Below are 22,460 nucleotides of genomic sequence, written 5' to 3' on the forward strand. Positions count from 1 at the left end.
AACTCAACGCCGGTTCGTGAAGCTGGCGTTGCCCAGCCCGGTGCCGATGGTCAGCACGCCCCAGTGGCGCACGTCGCGCATGAAGGGCAGCTCGCTCAGGCCCTGCACCACCGCGTCGTTGTGCATGAGCACCAGCGTCGGGCCCGAGCCGATGATCGGCAGCCGCCGCCACAGCGCGGCCGGCAGGTGGAAGGCCCGGCTCTCCCAGTCGCCCGGCAGGTTCTGCGCGCCGCGCGCGATCGAGCCGTCGGAGCGGATCAGCCCCGGGCAGCCGATGCCGATGAAAGGCGCGAGCCGGATCTTGCGGCGCTCGGCGTAGACGACCATGTCCTCGAGCATGTCGGCGATGCGCTCGACCATGTGGCTGCGGTTCGGGCCGTCGTCGGCGTGGCGCCACTTTTCTCGCTTGACCACCTTGGCGCGCGAGAAGTCGGACGCCTTGCGGTGGCGCGTCTTCACGATGCCGCAGCGCACGTTGGTGCCGCCGATGTCCACCGCAAGAATCGCGTCGTGCCCCTTCAGCAGCGCGGGCGGCGTCAGGTGCACCCAGCCGATCAGCCCGCCGTCGTCCACGTTGTGCGACAGCCGGCCCAGCTGCACGTGCACGCCCAGGTCTTCGAGCATCGCGCCCGCCTCCAAGATCGCGCGCTCGCCCACATCGCTCTCGGGAAAGCCGCCGCCGACCACGATGCGCTGCACCTTGCGCCACGAGGGCTGGCGCACGAAGCGCTGGACCACGAAGGCCAGCTCTTGCGCGAACTCCTCGATGGCGCCATGCATCACGTCGCCGGCGGCCGTGGCGGTCTTTCCCTGCAGCGCGCGGTCGAGCTGCTTCTTGCTCAGGTCGCGCGAGTGGGCGGCGCCCAGCGGGTCGCGGCCGGTCTTGCGGCGCCGCTTGCGCCAGCGCTCGAGCAGTTCGCGAAACGCCGTCTGGCTGGCCTGGTCGCCGACGAAGCCGTCCTTGTCGCGCAGCTGCAGGCTGTAGCCGTCCACGCGCAGGCCGGGCAGCTCGCGCAGGCCATGGATGTCGGGACCGGGGGGCGCGTGCCTGGTTTTTTTCATGACAGCCACTATGGGCCGCCGCAGGCCCATGGCGCATCGGCTTCGCGCACCACGGCGTGTAGGAGACGGACGGGTACGGCTGGCGCGGCGATGCCGATACACTGATCCGGATGCACCTGCCTCGCAGCTTCTGGCACCCCGCCCTGTGGCTTTTCGCGATGCTCTGGCTGGCCGCCGCCGCACCCCGCGCGCAGGCCGCCGACGAGACGCTGCGCGTCGGCTCCAAGCGCTTCACCGAGTCGTACATCCTGGCCGAGGTGCTGGCGCAGACCGCCGCGCCGCACACCGCCTCGCCACCCGTCGTGCGCCAGGGGCTGGGCAACACGGCCATCGTGTACGAGGCGCTGCGCTCGGGCGCCATCGACCTGTATGCCGAATACACCGGCACCATCGCACTCGAGATCCTCAAGGGCTCGCCCGCCGACACGCGCGAGGCCATGAACGCCGCGCTCGCACCGCTCGGGCTGGGCGTGGCGATTCCGCTGGGCTTCAACGACGGCTATGCGCTGGCCGTGCGCGCCGCCGACGCCGACAAGCTCGGGCTGCGCACGCTGAGCGACCTGGCCCGGCACCCCGAGCTGCGCATCGGGCTGTCGAACGAATTCATCGGCCGCGCCGACGGCTGGAAGGGCCTGGCCGCGCGCTACGGCTTCACGCAGACCCCGACCGGGCTCGACCACGGCCTAGCCTACGAGGCGATGACGGCCAAACAGATCGACGCGATCGACATCTACACCACCGACGCCAAGATCGACCACCTCGGCTTGCGCGTGCTGGTGGACGACAAGCAGTACTTTCCGCGCTACGACGCGGTGGTGCTCTACAAGCTCGACCTGCCCGCGCGGCTGCCGAAGGCCTGGACTGCGTTGCAGGCGCTCGAAGGCAAGATCGACGAGCACGCGATGATCGCGATGAACGCGCGCGCAGAACTGCAGGGCGTGCGCTTCGACACCATCGCGCGCGACTTTCTCGCGGGCGCCACGAAAGACGGCAAGACGCCGCCGAGCGCTGCGCGCGGCTTCACAGCCAAGCTCTTCGGGCCCGACCTCTGGCCGCTCGCGCGCCAGCACTTGCTGCTGGTGGCGGTGTCGGTCGGCGTGGCCATTCTCATCGGCGTGCCGCTCGCGATCCTCGTGTTTCCGCACCTGCGGCTGCGCGCCGTGGTGCTGGGCTTTGCGAGCGTGATGCAGACCGTGCCCTCGCTGGCCCTGCTCGCGGTGCTGATCTCTTTGCTCGGCGCCATCGGCGCCCTGCCCGCGCTCATCGCGCTCACGCTGTACTCGCTGCTGCCGATCATGCGCAACACCGTGACCGGGCTGGCCGAAGTGCCGAATGGACTTCGGCTGGCCGGCACCGCGCTGGGCATGACGCCGCCGCAGAGCCTTCAGTTGGTGCTGCTGCCTCTCGCGTTGCCCACGCTGCTGGCGGGCGTGCGAACCGCCACTGCGATCGCCATCGGCACGGCCACCATCGCGGCTTTCATCGGCGCAGGTGGTTTCGGTGAGCGCATCGTGACGGGGCTGGCACTCAACGATCGCGAGCTGTTGATGGCGGGTGCGTTGCCGGCTGCCGCGATGGCGCTGATCAGTGAAGGGGTCTTCGAACTGATCGAGTTCCTGATGCGTCGCAGCCGCAGGGCGCCATTGGCCTGAGCTGTTTCGGGGCGACGCTCCCGCCGACGCGGTGCCTTGCTTCGCGAATGTCCCCCGGGCTTCGCCCTCCTCCTTGATTTCGCTGCGCAAGGCACCGCATCGACGTGAGCGTGTTCAGTGCGGTCGTTGATGGGCTGCGCACCACCGCCGCTTCCCGTGCGCAGGACACTGGGTGCTTCCCGCAGCGAAATCAAGGAGGAGGCCGAAGGCCGGGGGACATTCGCGGAGGGAAGTACCCGGTGGCCTGCGCACGCGCCCCGAAAAACACAGGCGTAAAAAAGCCCCCGACTGGGGGCTTCCAACAATTCAGAAAGAGGCGTTAGGCCAACGTGTAAGCCGTCTTCACCGTCGTGAAGAACTCCTGCGCGTACTTGCCCTGCTCCCTCGGTCCATAGCTCGATCCTTTGCGACCACCGAAGGGCACGTGATAGTCCACTCCCGCCGTCGGCAGGTTCACCATCACCATCCCTGCCTGGCTGTGGCGCTTGAAGTGCGTCGCGTACTTCAGCGAGGTCGTCGCAATGCCGGCCGACAAACCGAACTCGGTGTCGTTGGCCGTCGCCAGTGCCTCTTCGTAGTTCTTCACGCGGATCACGCTCGCCACCGGGCCGAACACTTCCTCGCGGTTGATGCGCATGTGGGCGGCGGATTCGCTGAACAGCGCCGGCGACATGTAGTAGCCATCGGTCTCCAGCTTGAGCAACTCGCCGCCGGCCGCCAGCGTGGCGCCCTCGCCCTTGCCGATGGCGACGTATTCCATGTCCTGGTCGAGCTGCGACTTCGACGACACCGGCCCCACGTCCGTGCCCTGCGCGAGCGCATCGCCGACCTTGATCTTCGCCATGCGCGCCTTCATCGCCTCGATGAACTTCGGGTAGATGCCTTCGGTCACGATGAGGCGGCTCGACGCCGTGCAGCGCTGGCCCGTCGAGTAGAACGCGCTCTGCACGCTGAGCTCCACGGCCTGCGCGAGGTCGGCGTCGTCGAGCACCACCTGCGGGTTCTTGCCGCCCATTTCGAGCTGCACCTTCTTGTGGTTGGTGACGCACTGGATGGCGATGTTGCGACCCACGCCCACCGAGCCCGTGAAGCTGATCGCATGGATGCCGGGGTGGTTCACCAGCGCATCGCCGATCACGCTGCCGCGCCCCATCACGAGGTTGAACACGCCGGCCGGAATGCCCGAGCGGCTGATGATCTCGGCCAGCGCCCAGGCGCAGCCCGGCACGAGGTCGGCGGGCTTGAGCACCACGCAGTTGCCAAAGGCCAGCGCAGGCGCGATCTTCCAGGCGGGAATCGCGATGGGGAAGTTCCACGGCGTGATGAGCCCGACCACGCCGACCGGCTCGCGCGTGATCTCCACGCCGATGTTCGGGCGCACCGACGGCAGCACCTCGCCCGACAGGCGCAGGCACTCGCCCGCGAAGAACTTGAAGATCTGGCCCGCGCGCGTGGCCTCGCCGATGCCTTCGGCCTTGGTCTTGCCCTCTTCGCGCGCCAGCAGCGTGCCCAGCTCTTCCTTGCGCGCCAGGATCTCGGTGCCGATCTTGTCGAGCGCATCGGAACGCGCCTGGATGCTGCCCGTCGCCCAGGCGGGGAAGGCGGCGGTGGCGGCGGCCACGGCGGCGTCGACCTGGCCCTTGTCGCCCTGCGTGTACTGGCCCAGCACGTCGGCCAGGTTGCTGGGGTTGATGTTGGGGCTGTAGCTTTGGCCAGCCAGCCATTCGCCATTGATGAGGTTGTTGAATTCAGTCATCGTCGATGTCCTTGCTTGTGTGCTGTTGCGGTGAGGAGGTTGGAAAGTCTGAAGGCTAGGTGGCGCCTTCGGACTCCACGTAGAGGGCGTACAGCGAATGGCTGGCCGCCATGTAGAGGCGGTTGTTCTTGGGGCCGCCGAAGGTGAGGTTGGCACAGCGTTCGGGCAGGCGGATGAAACCGATGGGCTTGCCTTGCGCATTGAAGATCTTGACGCCATCGAGGTCTTCGGACTTCGCCTGCGGCTGATAGACCTTCATGCCGTTGCCGGCATCGACGGGTTCGAGAGCGACGGCGCCGTTCCAGCCCCAGCCCATCCAGAGGTTGCCGTCGCGGTCGACGCGAAAGCCATCGAGCGCCGCGGCGCCCGTGCCGTCGATGAGCTTCAGCTTGTTCGACACGCTGCCATCGGCCGCCACGTCGTAGCTCCAGAGGCTGCGGTTGGGCGTGCCCTTCCACTCGACAACGTAGAGCTTCTTCTCGTCCGGCGAGAAGGCCAGGCCGTTCGGGTTCACGAGGTCGGTGATCACCGCCGAGAGCTGGCCGTCGGGCGTGAGGCGGTACACGTTGGTCGTCGCCTGCTCGGGCGCGGCCTTCTCGCCTTCCCACGTGCCCGAGATGCCGAAGAGCGGGTCGGTGAACCACACGGTGTCGTCCGATTTCACGACCACGTCGTTCGGCGAGTTCAGGCGCTTGCCCTGGTAGCGGTCGGCCAGCACGGTCACGCGCCCGTCGGATTCGGTGCGCACCACGCGCCGCGTCACCGAGTGCTCGCAGCTGATGAGGCGGCCCTGCCGGTCGCGCGTGTTGCCGTTGCAGTAGCCGGCGTTCGCCTTGTGGACCTTGAACTCGCCGGTCTTTTCCTCGTAGCGCATGAGCCGGTTGTTCGGGATGTCGCTGCACACGAGATAACCCTCGCGCGGCAGGTACACCGGGCCCTCGGCCCAGCGCATGCCCGTGCCGACCTGCTCGAGCGTGCTGCTGTAGATGCGGTACTTCGCAAAGCTGGGATCGAGGATCAGCACCGACGGGTCGGGATAGCGCTGCTGCGGCTTGTAGGGAAACGACTGGGCGCCCGCGGCGGCGGCCACGGCGCCGAGTGCCGAGCCGGCAGCCGCTTGCAGCAGGCGACGGCGATCCATGTGCTTGTTCATTCAGTCTCCTTGGATGTTTCAGCCGTCAGCGCACGAAGGCACCGGGCGCTCAGCGGACCATGCAGGGGCGCTTGTTGTCGAAGGTCCAGTTCGGAATGAGGAACTGCATCGCCTGCGCGTCATTGCGCGCACCGAGGCCGTGCTTCAGGTACAGCTGGTGCGCCTTCTCGACCTCGGCCATGTCGAGCTCGATGCCCAGGCCGCCGCGCGTGGGCACCTGCACGAGGCCGCCTTCGATCTGCAGCGGCGCCTTCGTGAGGCGCTGGCCGTCCTGCCAGATCCAGTGCGTGTCGATGGCCGTGACCTTGCCGGGTGCCGCCGCAGCCACGTGCGTGAACATCGCGAGCGACACGTCGAAGTGGTTGTTCGAGTGCGAGCCCCAGGTCAGGCCCCAGGCCTGACACAGCTGCGCCACGCGTACCGAGCCCTGCATCGTCCAGAAGTGCGGGTCGGCCAGCGGAATGTCGACCGACTGCAGCGACAGGCTGTGCACCATCTCGCGCCAATCGGTGGCGACCATGTTGGTGGCGGTGGGCAGGCCGGTGGCGCGGCGGAACTCGGCCATCACCTCGCGCCCCGAGAACACGCCCTCGGCACCGCACGGGTCTTCGGCATAGGCCATCACGCCGTGCAGGTCGCGGCACAGGCGGATGGCGTCGGCCAGCAGCCAGCCACCGTTGGGGTCGAGCGTGACGCGCGCCTGCGGAAAGCGCGCGTGCAGCGCGCGGATCGCCTCGACCTCTTCCTCGCCGCGCAGCACGCCGCCCTTGAGCTTGAAGTCGGTGAAACCGTAGCGCGCATGCGTGGCCTCGGCCAGGCGCACGATGGCCTCAGGGGTCATGGCTTCTTCGTGGCGCAGGCGGAACCAGTCGTTGTCGGCGCCGGGGTCGGTCTCGTACGGCAGGTCGGTCTTGGTGCGGTCGCCCACGTAGAAGAGGTAGCCGAGCATCTGCACCGCATCGCGCTGCTGGCCTTCGCCGAGCAGCGCGGCCACGGGCACGCCCAGGTGCTGGCCCAGGAGGTCGAGCAGCGCGGCTTCGGCGGCGGTCACGGCGTGGATGGTCACGCGCAGGTCGAAGGTCTGCAGGCCGCGCCCGCCGCTGTCGCGCGCGGAAAAGGCGCTGCGCATGCGGTTGAGCACGGCGTTGTGGTTGCCGATGGGCTGGCCCACGATGAGGTCGCGCGCGTCTTCGAGCGTCTGGCGGATCTTCTCGCCGCCCGGCACTTCGCCCACGCCGGTGTGGCCGGCGCTGTCGGTGAGGATCAGCAGGTTGCGCGTGAAGAACGGGCCGTGCGCGCCGCTGAGGTTCATCAGCATGCTGTCGTGGCCCGCGACGGGGACCACGCGCATGGCGGTGACGACGGGCGCGCCCGACACGACGGGGGAAGCAGCGGATTCAGGAGAGGTCATCTTCGGGCTCGGTGGCTCAGTCTGCGGTGATGTGGCGGGTGTCGATCAATGTCTTCCATCGCGCCCACTCGCGCAACTGGAAGGCGGTGAAGTCCTCGGGCGTGCTGGCGACGATTTCCAGGCCCTGGTCGAGCATGCGCTTCTTCGTCTCGGGGTCCTGCATGGCGGCGATGACCGCGTCGCTCAGCTTCTTCTTCGTGGCGGGCGGCAGGCCCTTGGGCGCGGCCATGCCCTGCCACGAATAGACCTCCGCGCCCTTCACGCCGGCCTCGGCGAGCGTGGGCACGTCGGGCAGCACGGGCGAGCGCTTGTCGCCGGTGACGGCCAGCGCGCGCAGCTTGCCGGCGCGGATGTGCGGCAGCACGGCGTTCACGTTCTGGAACGAGAAGTCGACCTGGTTGCCCAGCAGGTCGTTCACCGCCGGCGCGCCGCCCTTGTAGGGCACGTGCACGCCTTCGGTCTTCGATTGCTGCCAGAAGAGTTCGGCCGACAGGTGGTCGGACGAGCCGTTGCCAGAGCTCGCGAACGAGACCTTGCCGGGCGTCTTGCGCAACAGCGCGAGCACGTCGGCCACGCTGCGCTCGGGCCGCGCGACATTCGCCACGAGCACGTTGGGCGCCTGCACGGGCACGCTGATGTAGTCGAAGTCCTTGGTGGCGTCGTAGGGCACGCTCTTCTGCAAATGCGGCGTGACGACGAAGGCGCCGAGCGACGACACGAGCAGCGTGTAGCCGTCGGGCAGTGCGCGCCGCACGAAGCCGGTGCCGATGGTGCCGGTGGCGCCGGGCCGGTTGTCGACCACGAAGCTGCCGCCGAGCTTGCCCTGCAGCTGCTGGGCCAGCGCGCGCGCCACCATGTCGGTGGAACCGCCTGCCGGGAACGGCACGATGATCGTCACGGGCTTCTGCTGCGGCCATGCATCGGCCTGGGCCGAAGCGTGCAGCGGCGACAGCAGCGCGGTGGCGGCGAGCGCGAAGCCCGTCGCCAGGAATTGCATTCTCTTCATGCGCGGTGGTCCGATCAGGAAGGAAGGCGCACAGCCTGGCGCGCGAGCAGCTTCCACTCGCCGCCCTGCTTCTGCCAGACGCCGAGGATCTTCAGCGCGACCTTGCCGGGCTTGCCTGAGTCGTTGGTGTCGGCCGTGAGCGTGTGGCGCACGATGGCGGTGTTTCCGTCGACGACCTTGATGGTCTGGTCGGTGATCGCGATGGTCACGAAGTCCGACTTGCGGTCGAGCAGGTCGGCGATGAAGCTGGCCTGCGTGTCGACCTTGCCGCCCGAATGGCCGTAGCTCAGGTCGTCGGCCACCAGCGCGCGCAGCGCGGCCGGCGTCGGGTCGACCATGGCGACGCGCAGCCGCTCGGCGGCCGCCGCAACTGCGGGTTCGGCCGCTGCGCCGCTGCTGCTGCCACCGCTGGCGGCGCAACCCGCGAACACGGCGGTCGCTGCGGCGGCGAGCAGGAATTTCCTGATGAGCATGTCGTTGTCTCCTGTTGTTCTGTGGTGCTGGCGACTACTGCGATCAGTGCCGGCTTACTGCGGGCCGAGCGTGTCGATGAGCGCCTTCAGTGCGTCCATCTCGTCGGGCTTCAGGTCGGTCAGCGGCGCGCGCACGGGGCCGGCGTCGTGGCCGACGAGCTTGGCGCCCGCCTTCACGATGCTCACGGCGTAGCCGGGCACGCGGTTGCGCAGCTCCAGGTAGGGCATGAAGAAGTTCTTCAGCAGGCGGTGCTGCGTGGCCATGTCGTCGTTCGCGACCGCGTGATAGAAGTCCATCGCCGTCTTCGGAATGAAGTTGAAGACCGCCGACGAGTACACCGGCGTGCCCATCGCCTTGTAGGCCGCGGCATAGACCTCGGCCGTGGGCAGGCCGCCCAGGTAGGCGAAGCGGTCGCCCATCTTCTGGAAGATCGCGACCATCGCTTCGATGTCGCCCACGCCGTCCTTGAAGCCGACGAGGTTCGGGTTGCGCTCGGCCAGGCGGGCCAGCGTGTCGGGCTTGAGGCGGCTCGAAGCGCGGTTGTAGACGATCACGCCGAACTTCACGCTCTTGCACACGGCCTCGACGTGCGCGGCCAAGCCTTCCTGGCCGGCTTCGGTGAGGTAGTGCGGCAGCAGCAGGATGCCGTGCGCGCCGGCCTTCTCTGCCGCTTGCGCGCACTGGATGGCGAAGCGCGTCGGGCCGCCGGCGCCGGCAATGATCGGCACCACGCCGCGGCAGGTGTCGACCGCGGTCTGGATGATGCCGGGGTACTCGTCACCGGTCAGCGAGAAGAACTCGCCCGTGCCGCCCGCGGCGAACAGCGCGCTCGCGCCGTAGGGCGCCAGCCATTCGAGGCGCTCGATGTAGCCCTTCTTGTTGAAGTCGCCGTTGCTGTCGAAGTCGGTCAGCGGGAACGAGAGCAGGCCGGAGCCCATGATGGTCTTGAGTTCTTGCGGGTTCATCGGAAGTCGTCCAGTGAAAAAGAGAAATGAGGAAAAGAGAAAAGAAGAAGAAGGGGCCGCTCAGTCGAGCTTGAGATTGGCCTGCTGGATCACTTGCGCCCAGCGCGCGCGCTCCTTGGCAAAGAACTGGTCCTGCTCGGGCGCGGTCATGGTCACGACCTCGGCGCCCTGCCCCGCAAGGCGCGCCCGGATGTCGGGCGTGCGGATGATGCGGACCAGTTCCTTGTTGAGCCGGGCGATCACCGCGTCAGGGGTGCCGCGCGCCGCGACCATGCCCTGCCATGTGCCCGACTCGTAGCCGGGAACGCCCTGCTCCGCGATGGTCGGCACGCTGCCGATCAGCGGCATGCGCGTCGACTTGGAAACAGCGATGAGCTTGAGCTTGCCGCTCTGCACATGCGGGTACGTGGCCAGCATGCCGTTCATGAGCACCTGCGTCTGGCCCGCGACGGTGTCGAGCACGGCCTGCACGCCGCCCTTGTAGGGCACGTACTCCCACTTGGCGCCGCTCTTGCGCTGCAGCTCGACGCCGGCCAGGTGCGCGGTGCTGCCGCTGGCGGTGACGGCGAAGTTGAGGTCGCTCTTCTTCGACAGCTCGACCAGCTCCTTCAGCGTGTTGGCCTGCACCGACGGGTGCACGACCAGCAGGTGCGGCGAGTAGGCCAGCATGGCCACGCTGCGCAGGTCCTTCGACGGATCGAACGGCAGCTTGGGGTACAGCGACGGGCTGATGGCCAGCGCGCCGAGGTCGCACAGCATGAGCGTGTGGCCATCGGCCGGCGCCTTGGCCAGCATGTCGGCGCCGAGGTTGCCGTTGGCGCCCGCGCGGTTCTCGATGACCACGGGCTGGCCCAGCGCCTCGGACAGCGGCTGGCCGATGGCGCGCGCAATGATGTCCGACGAGCCGCCCGGCGGGTACGGCACGATGAGACGGATGGGCTTGGAAGGCCAGGTGCCGCCCGCCCCTTGCGCGAACGCGTGCAAGGGCAGGCTGGCGGCCAGTGTGGTGGCGAGGGCGGCGCCGAGCGCGCCGCGTCGGTTGACGGTCATGGGGGCTGTCTCCTGAGGTTCGATGCAGGCATGCGGGGCCGCGATGGCGCCGCATGTTATCAGTCATCGTACAACCAGAAAATCAGCTTGTCCAGACTTGAGCCCCGAAAACCCGGGGCGAACTCAGCGCGAAGGGGTGTTGTCGGACGAGGCGCCGCCGTTTCCGGCCGCCTCCGCCCTGGCTTTCTGTTGTTGCGCGGCTTCCTGCGCCATGCGCAGCCGCTCGCGGCTGTTGGTCAGGTGGATGCGCATCGCGGCGCGTGCCGACTCGGGGTCGCGGCGCGCGATGGCCGCGTAGATTTCCTCGTGCTCGCGGTTCACGCGGCTCAGGTAGCTGCCGTCCTGCACGCGGATCGCGCTGATGCGCGTGCGCGGGATGATCGTCGTGCCCAAGTGCCGCATGATGTCGGCGAAGTAGGGGTTGCCGGTCGACTGCGCGATCTCCAGGTGGAAGGCGAAGTCGGGCGCCACGGTATCGCCGCCCACCTTGACGTTCTGCTCGAACGCGTCGAGCGCCTGGCGCATCGCGACCAGCTGCTCGTCGGTGCGCCGGCTCGCGGCCAGCCCGGCAGATTCGGTCTCCAGGCTGATGCGCAGCTCGAGCACGGCGAGCACGTCGACCGAGGTCGCGATCTCGCCGGGATCGAGGCGAAACACCCCGCCCATGCCGCCCGGACGCGGCTGCAGCACGAAGGTGCCCACGCCGTGCAGCGTCTCGACCAGCCCGCCCGCCTGCAGCTTGGACAGCGCCTCGCGCACCACGGTGCGGCTCACGCCGTAGGCCTGCATGATGGCCGACTCGGTCGGCAGCTTGTCGCCGGGGCGCAGCGACTGGCTGCGGATCTTCTCGCCCAGGTCTTCCACCAGCCCGTTCGCCAGGCCGCGCGCGCGCTGGCGCGGCCGCCCCACGAAAGCGGCGTTGCCCGCCGGGTTGTCAGCGGTCGTTGTCTGAACTTCGGGATTACCCGCAGTCGTTGAGGCCATGACGACGATCATAATCCCCTCACAGTTGTACGACAACAGATAACTTATCACCTAAAAGCGGTGACGACGTTGTCCACCTCCTCCGCTTCCCCTCACACATCCCGAAGACATGTCGACGCCTGAAGCCCCCTCCCCAAAGCTTGGCCGCCTGCTGCTGACCGGCGCCGCCGGCGGCTTGGGCCGCGTGCTGCGCGAACGGCTCGCGCCTTTTGCGAACGTGATCCGCCTCTCCGACATCGCCGACATCGCGCCGGCCACGGGCGCGCATGAAGAAGTCGTGCCCTGCGACCTGTCCGACAAGGCCGCGGTCGACGCGCTGGTGGCCGGCTGCGACGCCATCGCCCATTTCGGCGGCGTGTCGGTGGAGCGCCCGTTCGAAGAAGTGCTCGAAGCCAACATCAAGGGCGTGTTCAACCTGTACGAAGCCGCGCGCCGCCACGGCGTGAAGCGCGTGGTGTTCGCCAGCTCGAACCACGTGATCGGCTTCTACAAACAAGACGAACACATCAACGCACACGCCGCGCGCCGACCCGACGGCTACTACGGCCTGTCGAAGTCTTTCGGCGAAGACATGGCGCAGTTCTACTTCGACCGCTGGGGCATCGAGACGGTGACCATCCGCATCGGCTCGTCGTTTCCCGAACCTCTCAACCGCCGCATGATGAGCACCTGGCTCAGCTACCGCGACCTCACGGCGCTGATCCAGAAGTCGCTCTTCACGCCCGACGTGAAGCACACGGTGGTCTACGGCATGTCGGCCAACCGCGACCTGTGGTGGGACAACGCCGCCGCCGCGCACCTGGGCTTTGTGCCGCAAGACAGCTCCGAGGTCTTCCGCGACAAGGTCGAGGCGCAGCCGAAGGTGGCGCCCACCGATCCGAACGCCATCTACCAGGGCGGCGCCTTCACCGCGCAAGGCCCGTTCGGCGACTGAACAGGCCGCACCACCGCATGCAAGCCGAACTCGTTCTCGACGCGCGCAACGGCACGGGCGAAAGCCCGGTGTGGCTGGCCGCGCAGCAGGCGCTGTACTGGGTCGACATTCCCGCGCGCACGCTCAACCGCTGGCACGCCGGCGAAGGCCATGCGCAGTGGCACGCCGACGAAATGATCGCCTGCATCGCACCGCGCGCCGACCGGCCCGGCGAATGGATCGCCGGCATGGAAAGCGGCCTGTTCTCGCTGCGCGAGCGCAACAACGGCACGCTCGCGGCCACGCCGCTCGCCCCGGTGGCGCACGCCGCGCCGGGCATGCGCTTCAACGACGGTCGCTGCGACCGGCAGGGCCGCTTCTGGGCCGGCACGATGCTGCTTGACATGGCCGCGGGCGCGCGCGTCGGCCGCCTGTACCGCCACGGCCCCGGCGACGACGGCGCGGCCTTGCAACTGGACGACCTGATCGTGCCCAACGGCCTGGCCTTCAGCCCCGACGGCCGCACGATGTACCTGTCGGACTCGCACCCGAGCGTGCAGGCCGTCTGGGCCTTCGACTACGACACCGACACCGGCACGCCGAGCAACCGGCGCCTGTTCGTCGACATGAATCCCCTGCCCGGCCGCCCCGACGGCGCGGCGATGGACGTCGACGGCTGCTACTGGATCTGCGGCAACGACGCCGGCCTGGTGCACCGCTTCACGCCCGACGGCCGGCTCGACCGCTCGCTCGCCGTGCCGGTGAAGAAGCCCGCCATGTGCGCCTTCGGCGGCCCGACGCTCGACACGCTGTTCGTCACCTCGATCCGCCCCGGCGGCATCGACCTGTCGGACCAGCCGCTGGCCGGCGGCGTGTTCGCGCTGCGCCCCGGCGTGGCGGGCGTGCCCGAGCCGGCCTTCGGCTGACCCCTTTTCTTTTTATTGACGACAACCACCAAGAGGACGAGACAAATGAAGCTCTACAAGACACTCATCGCACTTGCTGCCGGCGCGGCGGCCGCGTTGACCACGCTGGCTGCCGGCGCCACCGAGTTCCGCTCGGCCGACATCCACCCCGACGACTACCCCACCGTGACCGCCGTGAAGTTCATGAGCGAACGGCTCAAGGCGCTGTCCGGGGGCAAGCACAGCATCAAGGTCTTCAACAACAGCGCGCTCGGCAACGAGAAGGACACGATCGAGCAGACCAAGATCGGCGCGCTGCAGATGGTGCGCGTGAACATCGCGCCCATGAACAACATCTGCCCCGAGACGCAGGTGCCGACCATGCCCTTCCTGTTCCGTTCGGTGGAGCACCTGCACAAGGTGCTCGACGGCCCGGTCGGCGAAGAAATCCTGAAGTCGTGCGAGAAGCAGGGCTTCGTGGGCCTGGCCTACTACGACAGTGGCGCGCGCTCGATGTTCACGGCCAAGAAGCCGGTGCGCAACTTCGCCGACATGAAGGGCCTGAAGGTGCGCGTGCAGCAGTCCGACCTGTGGGTGTCGATGCTCGAGGCCATGGGCGCCAACGCCACGCCGATGCCGATGGGCGAGGTCTACACGGGCCTGAAGACCGGTCTCATCGACGCCGCCGAAAACAACTACCCCACCTACGAAAGCGCGCGCGCCTTCGAGGTCGCCAAGTACTACAGCAAGACCGAGCACTCGATGGCGCCCGAGATGCTGCTGTTCTCCAAGCGCGCGTGGGACAAGCTCTCCGCCGAAGAGCAGGGCTGGCTGCGCCAGGCCGCCAAGGAATCGGTGCCCTACATGCGCAAGCAGTGGCAGGAGCGTGAAGTGAAGTCGCTGGCCACGGTGAAGGCCGGCGGCGCCGAGATCATCGACGTCGACAAGGCCCCGTTCCAGGCCGCGATGAAGCCGGTGTACGACAAGTTCATCACGGACGCGAAGCTCAAGGACCTGGTCAAGCGCGTCCAGGACACGAAGTAAACAGGGCTCGCCCCCAGGCTTCGCGCACTTCGTGACCCTGCGCCCCTGCCGGGGGCCACGAAGAGGCGGAGCCTCTCCATTTTTCGCGCTGGAAATATGTACACCAAACTTTGCCGCACGCTCGCCCGTGCCTGCATGTGGTTGGGCATCCTCGGTCTCGTCGCGGTGATCTGCGCCGTGAGCTGGCAGGTGTTCGGCCGCTACGTGCTCAACAACACCCCCACCTGGGCCGAGAGCCTCGCGCTGCTGCTGGTGCTCTACGTGACCATGCTGGGCGTGGCCGTGGGCGTGCGCGATGCGGGCCACATCGGACTCGAATCGTTCCTCGTGCTCGCGCCCGACTGGCTGCGCCTGAAGATGGAATACCTCATCCACGCGCTGATCCTGCTGTTCGGCCTGGCCATGGCCTGGAACTGCGCCTCGCTCGCCGAATCGGTGTGGGACTACCGCCTGCCCACGCTGTGGATTTCCGAAGGCTGGAAGTACGTGCCCGCCGCCGTGTCGGGCGTCCTCATCGTGATGTTCTCGATCGAACACATCATCGCCCTGGCCCAAGGCCGCGAAGTCGAACCCGCCTGGGGCTGAACCTCATCATGACGACCCCTCTTCTCATTCTCTGCCTCTCGTTCACGCTGTTCCTGCTGCTCGGCGTGCCGGTGGCGTTCTCGATCGGCCTGTCGGCCCTGGCCACGCTGCTGTACGAGGGCCTGCCGCTCGCGGTGGGCTTCCAGCAGATGACCTCGGGCATGGGCATCTTCTCGTTCCTGGCCATTCCCTTCTTCATCTTCGCCGGCGAGCTCATGCTCTACGGCGGCATTGCGGACCGCATCGTCAACTTCGCGCGCAACCTCGTGGGCCACGTGCGCGGCGGCCTGGGCATGTCGAACGTGGTGGCCTGCACCCTGTTCGGCGGCGTCTCGGGCTCGCCCGTGGCGGACGTCTCGGCCATGGGCGCCGTGATGATCCCGATGATGAAGAAGGAGGGCTACCACGCCGACTACGCGGTCAACGTGACGACCCACGCGGCCCTGGTCGGCGCGCTCATGCCGACGAGCCACAACCTCATCATTTACTCGCTCGCAGCAGGCGGCAAGGTGTCGATCGCGGCGCTGATCCTGGCGGCGCTGCTGCCGGCGGCCGTGCTCACGCTCAGCAACCTCGCGGCCGCCTACCTCGTGGCCGTGAAGCGCGGCTACCCGGCCGGCAGCTTCCCGGGCTGGGCCATCGTGGCGCGCTCGTTCGCGGCGGCGCTGCCGGGCCTGTTCATCGTGGTGCTGATCCTCGGCGGCATCCTGTCGGGCATCTTCACGGCGACCGAATCGGCGGCGGTGGCGGTGCTTTACGCGCTGGCGCTGACGATCTTCGTGTACCGCACGCTGAAGTGGGAGCACTTCATCAAGGCCGCCTCGAAGGCCGTGCGCACAACGGGCGTGATCCTGCTGCTGATCGGCATCTCGAGCACCTTCGGCTACCTCATCAGCCTGTACGGCGTGGCCGAACTCACGGGCCAGATGCTGTCGCAGGTGACGACCACGCCGTGGATGATCTTCCTGCTCATCAACATCATCCTGTTCGTGCTGGGCACCTTCCTGGACATGGCCGCGACCATCCTGCTGTGCACGCCGATCTTCCTGCCGATTGCACAGCAGTACGGCATGACCTCGGTGCAGTTCGGCGTGGTGATGCTCATCAACTGCGCGCTCGGCCTGAACACGCCGCCCGTGGGCACCACGCAGTTCGTCGGTTGCGCCATCGGCGGGGTCTCGGTGGGCACGGTGATGCGCACGATCTGGCCCTTCTACGGCGCGTTGATCTTCGCGCTCGGCGTGGTCACTTTCGTGCCCGCGTTTTCCACCTGGCTGCCCAGCCTGTTCATGGTGGTGAAGTAAAGAAAAGAGAAAGGGCCTCCCGATGGCCGATGCAAACACCCGACCGCCGCTGTACATCCGCATCCACGCGGCCGACAACGTCGCCATCGTCGCGAACGATGGCGGCCTCAAGGCCGGCACGGCCTTCGACGACGGCCTGGTGTTGGTCGACACCGTGCCCCAAGGCCACAAGGTGGCGCTCGTCGACCTGGCCGAGGGCGACGCCATCCGCCGCTACAACGTGGTGATCGGCTACGCGCTCAAGGCACTCCCGCGCGGCAGCTGGGTGCACGAGCGCGTGATGCGCATGCCGGTCGCGCCGGAGCTCGACGGCCTGCCCATCGCCACGGTCAAGCCCCCTGCCCTGCCGCCGCTCGAGGGCTACACCTTCGAGGGCTACCGCAACGCCGACGGCTCGGTGGGCACGCGCAACATCCTCGCGATCACGCAGACCGTGCAGTGCGTGGCGGGCGTCACCGAATTCGCCGTGCAGCGCATCAAGGCCGAGCTGCTGCCGAAGTACCCGCATGTCGATGACGTGGTGGCGCTCGAACACAGCTACGGCTGCGGCGTGGCCATCGACGCGCCCGACGCCATCGTGCCGATCCGCACCCTGCGCAACATCAGCCTCAACCCCAACTTCGGCGGCGAGGTGATGGTCGTGAGCCTGGGCTGCGAGAAGCTGCAGCCCGAGCGGCTGCTGCCGCCCGGCACCATCCCCATCGCTGACCAGCGCGGCGCGCCCGCCGAGGAGCTCGACGTCGTCTGCCTGCAGGACGACGCGCACGTCGGCTTCATGTCGATGATCGATTCGGTGATGCGCCAGGCCGAGGCGCACCTCGCGCGCCTGAACCAGCGCCGGCGCGAGACCGTGCCCGCGAGCGAACTGGTCGTGGGCGTGCAGTGCGGCGGCAGCGACGCCTTCTCGGGCGTCACCGCCAACCCGGCCGTGGGCTTTTGCACCGACCTGCTGGTGCGCGCGGGCGCCACCGTGATGTTCTCGGAAGTCACCGAGGTGCGCGACGGCATCGACCAGCTCACGTCGCGCGCGTCCACGCCCGAAGTGGCCGACGCCATGATCCGCGAGATGGCCTGGTACGACGCCTACCTTGACAAGGGCCGCGTCGACCGCAGCGCCAACACCACGCCGGGCAACAAGAAGGGCGGGCTGTCGAACATCGTCGAGAAGGCGATGGGCTCGATCGTCAAGTCGGGCTCGGCGCCGATCACCGGCGTGCTCGCGCCCGGCGAGAAGCTGACGCACAAGGGCCTCATCTACGCCGCCACGCCGGCCAGCGACTTCATCTGCGGCACGCTGCAGCTGGCGGCCGGCATGAACCTGCATGTGTTCACCACCGGCCGCGGCACGCCCTACGGGCTGGCCGAGGTGCCGGTGATCAAGGTCGCCACGCGCAGCGACCTCGCGCGCCGCTGGCACGACCTGATGGACGTGAACGCCGGCCGCATCGCCGACGGCGAGGCCAGCATCGAGGACATCGGCTGGGAGATGTTCCGCCTGATGCTCGACGTGGCCAGCGGCCGCAAGAAGACCTGGGCCGAGCACTGGAAGCTGCACAACGCGCTGGTGCTGTTCAACCCGGCACCGGTCACCTGATCGAACCACCCTCACGGAGCACAGCCATGGAAGACCTCAAGGACAAGACCGCCCTCGTCACCGGCGCCAGCACCGGCATCGGCGCGGCGGTGGCCATCGCGTTCGCCGCGCGCGGCATGCGCGTGGCGGTGCACTACAACAGCTCGGCCGATGCGGCGACCCGCGTGGTCGACACCATCCGCGCGGCCGGCGGCACGGCCTTCGCGCTGCAGGCCGACGTGCGCGACACCGCCGCGATCCGCGCCTGCGTGCAGGAGACAACGGCGCAGTTCGGCCGCATCGACGTACTGGTGAACAACGCCGGCAGCCTGGTCAAGCGCATGCCCATCGCCGAGTTCGACGATGCGCTGTTCGACGAGGTGATGCACATCAACGCGCGCTCGGTGCTGGCCTTCTGCCGCGAGACGGTGCCGCAGATGCGCAAGCAAGGCAGCGGCGCCATCATCAACGTGACCTCGGTGGCCGCGCGCACCGGCGGCGGGCCCGGCGCCTACCTGTACGCGGGCGCCAAGGGCTTCGTGAGCACCGCCACGCACGGCCTGGCAAGGGAACTCGTGGGCGACCGCATCCGTGTGAACGCGGTGGCGCCCGGCGTGATCCAGACGCCGTTCCAGGACCGCTTCTCGACGCCCGCAATGCTCGAGACCTTCAGGACCGGCATCCCGATGGGACGCCTGGGCACGGCCGACGAATGCGTGGGCGCCTTCCTGTACCTGGCCTCCGAGCAACTCTCGGGCTACGTGACGGGGCAGGTGCTCGAAGTGAACGGCGGGCAGTACATGCCCTGACGCACTCCCCCGCCTTCTCAGCACAACAGATCAACAACGGAGACAGAGACACCATGCAAAGAAGCCAGTTCGTCCGCGGCCTTGCCGCCCTTTCGGCCACCGCCGCCCTCTCGCTCGGCCTGGCCGCGCCCGCCGCGGCGCAAGCCAACGATTTCCCGAACCGCACCATCGAGCTGCTCGTGCCCTACCAGCCCGGCGGCGGCACCGACGGGCTGGCGCGCGCGTTCTCGGAAGCGAGCCGCAAGCACATTTCGCAGAGCATCGTGATCGTCAACCGTCCCGGCGCGGGCGGCGCCATCGGCTGGACCGAGGTGATCAACGCCAAGCCCGACGGCTACAAGCTCGCCGTGCTCACCGTGGAACTGCTGACGCTGCCGCACCTGGGCCTGGCCAAGTTCAACTACGACGACTTCCAGCCCATTGCGCAGCTCAACGCCGACCCGGCCGCGATCACCGTGAAGGCCGATGCGCCGTGGAACACGATCGAAGAATTCCTCGCCGCCGCGAAGAAGTCGCCTGAGAGCATCCGCGTGGGCAACTCGGGCAACGGCTCCATCTGGCACCTGGCCGCCGCCGCGCTCGAAGACAAGACCGGCACCAAGTTCGGCCACATCCCGTTCCAGGGCGCCGCGCCCGCCGTGCTGGCGCTGCTGGGCGGCCACATCGAGGCCGTGGCCGTGAGCCCCGCCGAAGTCACGACGCACGTGCAGGGCGGCAAGCTCAAGGTGCTGATGGTGATGGCCGACAAGCGCGTGAAGGGCTTCGAGAAGATCCCGACCGCCAAGGAGCGCGGCATCGACCTGTCGATCGGCACGTGGCGCGGCCTGGGCGCACCGAAGAACACGCCGCCCGAAGTGATGGCCAAGCTGCGCGAGATCACCGCCAAGACCGCCGCCGAGCCGCTGATGCACGAGGTGATGGACAAGCAGAACCTGGGCTACGTCTACACCGACGGTGCGGTGTTCAAGGAAACGCTGGCCAAGGACAACGCCTACTTCAAGGCGCTGATCACCAAGCTCAACATCAAGCCGTGAGCGCGACACGACAAGGAAGCACGACCATGCAACGCCGCACACTCATCCAGTCCGCCCTCGCCGCCTCGCTGGCGGCGGCCCTGCCCGCCTTCGCGCAAGGCGGCAATACCTGGCCCACGGGCAAGGCCATCACCTACCTCGTGCCCTTTCCCGCGGGCGGCACCACCGACGTGCTGGGCCGGCTCATCGGCCAGAAGCTCGGCACCGTGCTGGGCACGAGCGTGATCATCGACAACAAGGGCGGCGCCGGCGGCAGCGTGGGTTCGGAGATCGGCGCGCGCGCCGCGCCCGACGGCTTCACGCTGGTGGGCGGCACGATCAGCTCGCACGCGATCAACGTGAGCCTGTACCCCAAGCTGGGCTACGACCCGCAGAAGTCGTTCGCGCCCGTGACGCTCATCGGCACCAACCCCGTGGTGCTGGTCGTGAACCAGGCCAGCCCCTACAAGACGCTGAAGGACGTGATCGCCGCGAGCAAGGCCAAGGCCGGCGGCCTCTCATCGGCCTCGGCGGGCACGGGCACCTCGCAGCACCTGGCGCTGGAGCTGCTGGGCTACAAGTCGGGCGTGAAGTTCACGCACATCCCGTACAAGGGCAGCGGCCCCGCGATCCAGGACGTGATCGGCGGGCAGGTCGACATGATGTTCGACACCACAGTGGTGGCCGGCCCGCACATCCAGAGCGGCAAGCTGCGCGCCATCGCCGTCACCTCGGCCAAGCGCCTGGCCTCGATGCCCGACGTGCCCACGGTCGCCGAGTCGGGCGTGCCCGGCCTGCAGGACTTCGAGGTGGTGTCGTGGCAGGCGATCTTCGTGCCCGCGGGCACGCCGCCCCCCGTCGTCGATCGCCTGCACACCGAGATCCGCAAGATCCTTGCAACGCCCGAGATGCAGGACAAGCTCAAGGGCTTCGGGATGGAGCCCGCCGACCTCACGACCGCGCAGATCGCCGCCTTCCAGAAGACGGAAGTGGAGAAGTGGGCGCAGGTGATCAAGGCAGCAGGCATCAAGGCCGACTGACCTCCCCGAATCCGGCAGCCACCACACCCCCACAAGCGCCTGGTGGGCGGTGTGGTGCGGGCGGCCCCTCTGTGCCGCCGAGGAGCGCAGCGTTTCGCGGATCAGGGCTCGCAGCTGTTTGAGCGAAGCGAGTTCTGCGAGACCCCGCGAAACGCGAGCACCGCAGGGCAGCCGCGAAGCGGCCGGCACAGTGGGGCCGACCGCGCCGCACCGCCCGCCGGGCGCGTGCCTGCAAGGAGCGCCAGTCCCCGCGAACCAAGGGAAGCTTCCTACGCTCCCGAGAAGAAGCGCTTTATAGAATGCCCGTCCGATTCCGCATTCCAGGCCTTCCACAACGTGTCCGATCGCTCCGCAGTTCTGCCCCAATACCTGTTCCCCAAGCAGGCCCTGACCAATTTCGCCGGCTGGGTCGCAGGCAAGGAACGAGGCGCGGTCACCACCTGGATCATTCGCCGCTTCGTTGCCAAGTACAACGTCGACATGGGCGAGGCGCTCGAGTCCGACATCCATCACTACAAGAGCTTCAACCAGTTCTTCACGCGCGCCCTCAAGCCCGGCATGCGCCCGCTCGCACAGGCCGACCTCGTGTGCCCCGTGGACGGCGCCATCAGCCAGTTCGGCGCCATCGAGGGCGACCAGATCTTCCAGGCCAAGGGCCACAACTACACGACCACCGCGCTGGTCGGGGGCGATGCCGCGCTGGCCGCCAAGTTCGCGCACGGCAGCTTTGCCACGCTGTACCTGAGCCCCAAGGACTACCACCGCATCCACATGCCCTGCGACGGGCGGCTGGTGCGCATGATCCACGTGCCCGGCGACCTGTTCTCGGTCAACCCGACCACCGCGCGCGGCGTGCCCGGCCTGTTCGCGCGCAACGAGCGCGTGGTGTGCGTCTTCGAATCGGCCAACGGCCCCTTCGTGCTCGTGCTCGTGGGCGCCACCATCGTCGGCAGCATGGCCACCGTGTGGCACGGCGTGGTCAATCCGCCGCGCGTGGGCGAGCTGCGCGAGTGGCACTACAACGACCAGCAGATCGACATCAAGAAAGGCGACGAGATGGGCCGGTTCTTGCTGGGCTCCACCGTCGTCATGCTGTTCCCGGCGCCCGCGCTGGCCTTCAACCCGGACTGGTCGCCCACCCGCGCGATCCGCCTGGGCGAAGCCATGGCCAACTACGCCTGATTTGTGAAGCTTTGTCTCGAAACCCGCATGCTGCATGCCTGCACAGCTATAAAACCAGTAGCATCCTGATCCTTCGCGCTATAGTCGTCGGCCAGCCAGACGGTCCATGACGACCAATCACAAACAAGAGTGCGCCGCCCCGGCCTGCCCCCGGCCGACGGTCCGCCCAGCTTCGAGGAGATGATGTCGATGAGTACCAAGGAAAACGCAGCCATCAGCCAGTTGCTCGCCCTGCTCGAAGCCCGCTATGCGCTGCGTGTGCTGTGGGCCCTGCGCGACGGCCACGCCCAGACCTTCCGGCTGCTGCAGGACAGCGTCGGCGGCATCACTCCCAACACCCTCAACACCCGCATCAAGGAATTGCGCGAAGCCGGCGTCGTGAGCCACGGCAGCGACGGCTACTGCCTCACGCTCAGCGGGCAGGACCTGCTCAAGCGCCTGTCCGACCTGCAGGCCTTCGCCGCCAAGTGGCAGCTGGGGCAGAGCAAGAAGGCCGCGGGGCCGGCCGCCGCCCAGCCCGTATCGGCCGATGCCTCCGCGCCCGTGGCGCCTGCTGCACCGGCGCCTTCCGCCCCCGAC

At 68.1% G+C, this 22,460-nt stretch carries 20 protein-coding genes and 1 pseudogene; 12 read left to right on the forward strand and 9 right to left on the reverse strand.

Annotated elements, in window-relative coordinates:
• Positions 1-3: 3 nt before the first annotated feature.
• Positions 4-1,062, reverse strand: coding sequence for an ROK family protein (locus tag AC57B8_RS30320; protein ID WP_496481611.1), 1,059 nt, complete (start codon positions 1,060-1,062; stop codon positions 4-6).
• A gap of 110 nt (positions 1,063-1,172) precedes the next feature.
• Here AC57B8_RS30320 and AC57B8_RS30325 point away from each other — a divergent pair, with 110 nt between their 5' ends.
• The gene (locus tag AC57B8_RS30325) at positions 1,173-2,714 is read left to right on the forward strand and encodes an ABC transporter permease/substrate-binding protein (RefSeq protein ID WP_496481612.1); all 1,542 of its coding nucleotides are present in this window, start codon (positions 1,173-1,175) and stop codon (positions 2,712-2,714) included.
• 319 nt (positions 2,715-3,033) lie between these two features.
• Here AC57B8_RS30325 and AC57B8_RS30330 read toward each other — a convergent pair whose 3' ends face one another.
• The 8 genes from AC57B8_RS30330 to AC57B8_RS30365 form a co-directional block, all read right to left on the reverse strand.
• The gene (locus AC57B8_RS30330) at positions 3,034-4,470 is read right to left on the reverse strand and encodes an aldehyde dehydrogenase family protein (protein WP_496481613.1); all 1,437 of its coding nucleotides are present in this window, start codon (positions 4,468-4,470) and stop codon (positions 3,034-3,036) included.
• Between the two features lie 55 nt (positions 4,471-4,525).
• Positions 4,526-5,623: an SMP-30/gluconolactonase/LRE family protein gene (locus AC57B8_RS30335; RefSeq protein ID WP_496481614.1), complete on the reverse strand. Its 1,098-nt coding sequence runs from the start codon at positions 5,621-5,623 to the stop codon at positions 4,526-4,528.
• A gap of 49 nt (positions 5,624-5,672) precedes the next feature.
• Positions 5,673-7,034, reverse strand: coding sequence for a glucarate dehydratase (gudD, locus tag AC57B8_RS30340; RefSeq protein ID WP_496481615.1), 1,362 nt, complete (start codon positions 7,032-7,034; stop codon positions 5,673-5,675).
• 16 nt (positions 7,035-7,050) lie between these two features.
• The gene (locus AC57B8_RS30345; RefSeq protein ID WP_496481616.1) at positions 7,051-8,040 is read right to left on the reverse strand and encodes a Bug family tripartite tricarboxylate transporter substrate binding protein; all 990 of its coding nucleotides are present in this window, start codon (positions 8,038-8,040) and stop codon (positions 7,051-7,053) included.
• 14 nt (positions 8,041-8,054) lie between these two features.
• Positions 8,055-8,513 (reverse strand): nuclear transport factor 2 family protein, encoded by a 459-nt coding sequence (locus tag AC57B8_RS30350; protein ID WP_139706626.1) that lies wholly within the window; start codon positions 8,511-8,513, stop codon positions 8,055-8,057.
• A gap of 54 nt (positions 8,514-8,567) precedes the next feature.
• Positions 8,568-9,479 (reverse strand): 5-dehydro-4-deoxyglucarate dehydratase, encoded by a 912-nt coding sequence (gene kdgD, locus AC57B8_RS30355; protein ID WP_062470656.1) that lies wholly within the window; start codon positions 9,477-9,479, stop codon positions 8,568-8,570.
• Between the two features lie 60 nt (positions 9,480-9,539).
• Complete coding sequence (locus tag AC57B8_RS30360; RefSeq protein ID WP_307585986.1) at positions 9,540-10,529, reverse strand: Bug family tripartite tricarboxylate transporter substrate binding protein; 990 nt, start codon at positions 10,527-10,529, stop codon at positions 9,540-9,542.
• Between the two features lie 123 nt (positions 10,530-10,652).
• Complete coding sequence (locus AC57B8_RS30365; RefSeq protein WP_496481617.1) at positions 10,653-11,513, reverse strand: FadR/GntR family transcriptional regulator; 861 nt, start codon at positions 11,511-11,513, stop codon at positions 10,653-10,655.
• A gap of 109 nt (positions 11,514-11,622) precedes the next feature.
• Between AC57B8_RS30365 and AC57B8_RS30370 the strand changes: the two genes are divergently transcribed.
• The 11 genes and pseudogenes from AC57B8_RS30370 to AC57B8_RS30420 form a co-directional block, all read left to right on the forward strand.
• Complete coding sequence (locus tag AC57B8_RS30370; RefSeq protein WP_496481618.1) at positions 11,623-12,447, forward strand: NAD-dependent epimerase/dehydratase family protein; 825 nt, start codon at positions 11,623-11,625, stop codon at positions 12,445-12,447.
• Positions 12,448-12,464: 17 nt separating this feature from the next.
• Positions 12,465-13,352: an SMP-30/gluconolactonase/LRE family protein gene (locus tag AC57B8_RS30375; RefSeq protein WP_496481619.1), complete on the forward strand. Its 888-nt coding sequence runs from the start codon at positions 12,465-12,467 to the stop codon at positions 13,350-13,352.
• 45 nt (positions 13,353-13,397) lie between these two features.
• Positions 13,398-14,375 (forward strand): TRAP transporter substrate-binding protein, encoded by a 978-nt coding sequence (locus AC57B8_RS30380; protein ID WP_070059672.1) that lies wholly within the window; start codon positions 13,398-13,400, stop codon positions 14,373-14,375.
• 96 nt (positions 14,376-14,471) lie between these two features.
• Positions 14,472-14,960 (forward strand): TRAP transporter small permease, encoded by a 489-nt coding sequence (locus AC57B8_RS30385; protein WP_062470671.1) that lies wholly within the window; start codon positions 14,472-14,474, stop codon positions 14,958-14,960.
• Positions 14,961-14,968: 8 nt separating this feature from the next.
• On the forward strand, positions 14,969-16,264 hold the full coding sequence (locus AC57B8_RS30390; protein WP_070059673.1) for a TRAP transporter large permease: 1,296 nt from the start codon (positions 14,969-14,971) through the stop codon (positions 16,262-16,264).
• Between the two features lie 22 nt (positions 16,265-16,286).
• Positions 16,287-17,858 carry a galactarate dehydratase gene (gene garD, locus AC57B8_RS30395; RefSeq protein WP_496481620.1) on the forward strand — a complete coding sequence of 524 codons (1,572 nt, stop codon included), beginning with the start codon at positions 16,287-16,289 and terminating at the stop codon, positions 17,856-17,858.
• 26 nt (positions 17,859-17,884) lie between these two features.
• A complete protein-coding gene (locus tag AC57B8_RS30400) occupies positions 17,885-18,646 on the forward strand; it encodes a glucose 1-dehydrogenase (RefSeq protein ID WP_495299286.1) in 762 nt (253 codons plus the stop codon).
• A 53-nt stretch (positions 18,647-18,699) separates the two neighbouring features.
• Positions 18,700-19,680 (forward strand): tripartite tricarboxylate transporter substrate binding protein, encoded by a 981-nt coding sequence (locus AC57B8_RS30405; RefSeq protein WP_139706642.1) that lies wholly within the window; start codon positions 18,700-18,702, stop codon positions 19,678-19,680.
• 26 nt (positions 19,681-19,706) lie between these two features.
• Positions 19,707-20,699, forward strand: a complete 993-nt coding sequence (locus AC57B8_RS30410; RefSeq protein ID WP_390345252.1) for a Bug family tripartite tricarboxylate transporter substrate binding protein — start codon at positions 19,707-19,709, stop codon at positions 20,697-20,699.
• A gap of 336 nt (positions 20,700-21,035) precedes the next feature.
• Positions 21,036-21,881 (forward strand): archaetidylserine decarboxylase, encoded by an 846-nt coding sequence (asd, locus tag AC57B8_RS30415; protein WP_070059678.1) that lies wholly within the window; start codon positions 21,036-21,038, stop codon positions 21,879-21,881.
• 189 nt (positions 21,882-22,070) lie between these two features.
• A pseudogene (locus AC57B8_RS30420) lies at positions 22,071-22,373 on the forward strand (winged helix-turn-helix transcriptional regulator); the annotation flags it as partial.
• Between the last annotated feature and the right edge of the window lie 87 nt (positions 22,374-22,460).

It is taken from the genome of Variovorax sp. BGA-UO-ETr-C22 (genome assembly GCF_059567965.1).

What these genes read in the sequence shown, in the direction of transcription:
- AC57B8_RS30320 (WP_496481611.1), bottom strand. Translation starts at nt 1,062, where the DNA reads ATGAAAAAAACCAGGCACGCGCCCCCCGGTCCCGACATCCATGGCCTG.
- AC57B8_RS30325 (WP_496481612.1), top strand. Translation starts at nt 1,173, where the DNA reads ATGCACCTGCCTCGCAGCTTCTGGCACCCCGCCCTGTGGCTTTTCGCG.
- AC57B8_RS30330 (WP_496481613.1), bottom strand. Translation starts at nt 4,470, where the DNA reads ATGACTGAATTCAACAACCTCATCAATGGCGAATGGCTGGCTGGCCAA.
- AC57B8_RS30335 (WP_496481614.1), bottom strand. Translation starts at nt 5,623, where the DNA reads ATGAACAAGCACATGGATCGCCGTCGCCTGCTGCAAGCGGCTGCCGGC.
- gudD (WP_496481615.1), bottom strand. Translation starts at nt 7,034, where the DNA reads ATGACCTCTCCTGAATCCGCTGCTTCCCCCGTCGTGTCGGGCGCGCCC.
- AC57B8_RS30345 (WP_496481616.1), bottom strand. Translation starts at nt 8,040, where the DNA reads ATGAAGAGAATGCAATTCCTGGCGACGGGCTTCGCGCTCGCCGCCACC.
- AC57B8_RS30350 (WP_139706626.1), bottom strand. Translation starts at nt 8,513, where the DNA reads ATGCTCATCAGGAAATTCCTGCTCGCCGCCGCAGCGACCGCCGTGTTC.
- kdgD (WP_062470656.1), bottom strand. Translation starts at nt 9,479, where the DNA reads ATGAACCCGCAAGAACTCAAGACCATCATGGGCTCCGGCCTGCTCTCG.
- AC57B8_RS30360 (WP_307585986.1), bottom strand. Translation starts at nt 10,529, where the DNA reads ATGACCGTCAACCGACGCGGCGCGCTCGGCGCCGCCCTCGCCACCACA.
- AC57B8_RS30365 (WP_496481617.1), bottom strand. Translation starts at nt 11,513, where the DNA reads ATGGCCTCAACGACTGCGGGTAATCCCGAAGTTCAGACAACGACCGCT.
- AC57B8_RS30370 (WP_496481618.1), top strand. Translation starts at nt 11,623, where the DNA reads ATGTCGACGCCTGAAGCCCCCTCCCCAAAGCTTGGCCGCCTGCTGCTG.
- AC57B8_RS30375 (WP_496481619.1), top strand. Translation starts at nt 12,465, where the DNA reads ATGCAAGCCGAACTCGTTCTCGACGCGCGCAACGGCACGGGCGAAAGC.
- AC57B8_RS30380 (WP_070059672.1), top strand. Translation starts at nt 13,398, where the DNA reads ATGAAGCTCTACAAGACACTCATCGCACTTGCTGCCGGCGCGGCGGCC.
- AC57B8_RS30385 (WP_062470671.1), top strand. Translation starts at nt 14,472, where the DNA reads ATGTACACCAAACTTTGCCGCACGCTCGCCCGTGCCTGCATGTGGTTG.
- AC57B8_RS30390 (WP_070059673.1), top strand. Translation starts at nt 14,969, where the DNA reads ATGACGACCCCTCTTCTCATTCTCTGCCTCTCGTTCACGCTGTTCCTG.
- garD (WP_496481620.1), top strand. Translation starts at nt 16,287, where the DNA reads ATGGCCGATGCAAACACCCGACCGCCGCTGTACATCCGCATCCACGCG.
- AC57B8_RS30400 (WP_495299286.1), top strand. Translation starts at nt 17,885, where the DNA reads ATGGAAGACCTCAAGGACAAGACCGCCCTCGTCACCGGCGCCAGCACC.
- AC57B8_RS30405 (WP_139706642.1), top strand. Translation starts at nt 18,700, where the DNA reads ATGCAAAGAAGCCAGTTCGTCCGCGGCCTTGCCGCCCTTTCGGCCACC.
- AC57B8_RS30410 (WP_390345252.1), top strand. Translation starts at nt 19,707, where the DNA reads ATGCAACGCCGCACACTCATCCAGTCCGCCCTCGCCGCCTCGCTGGCG.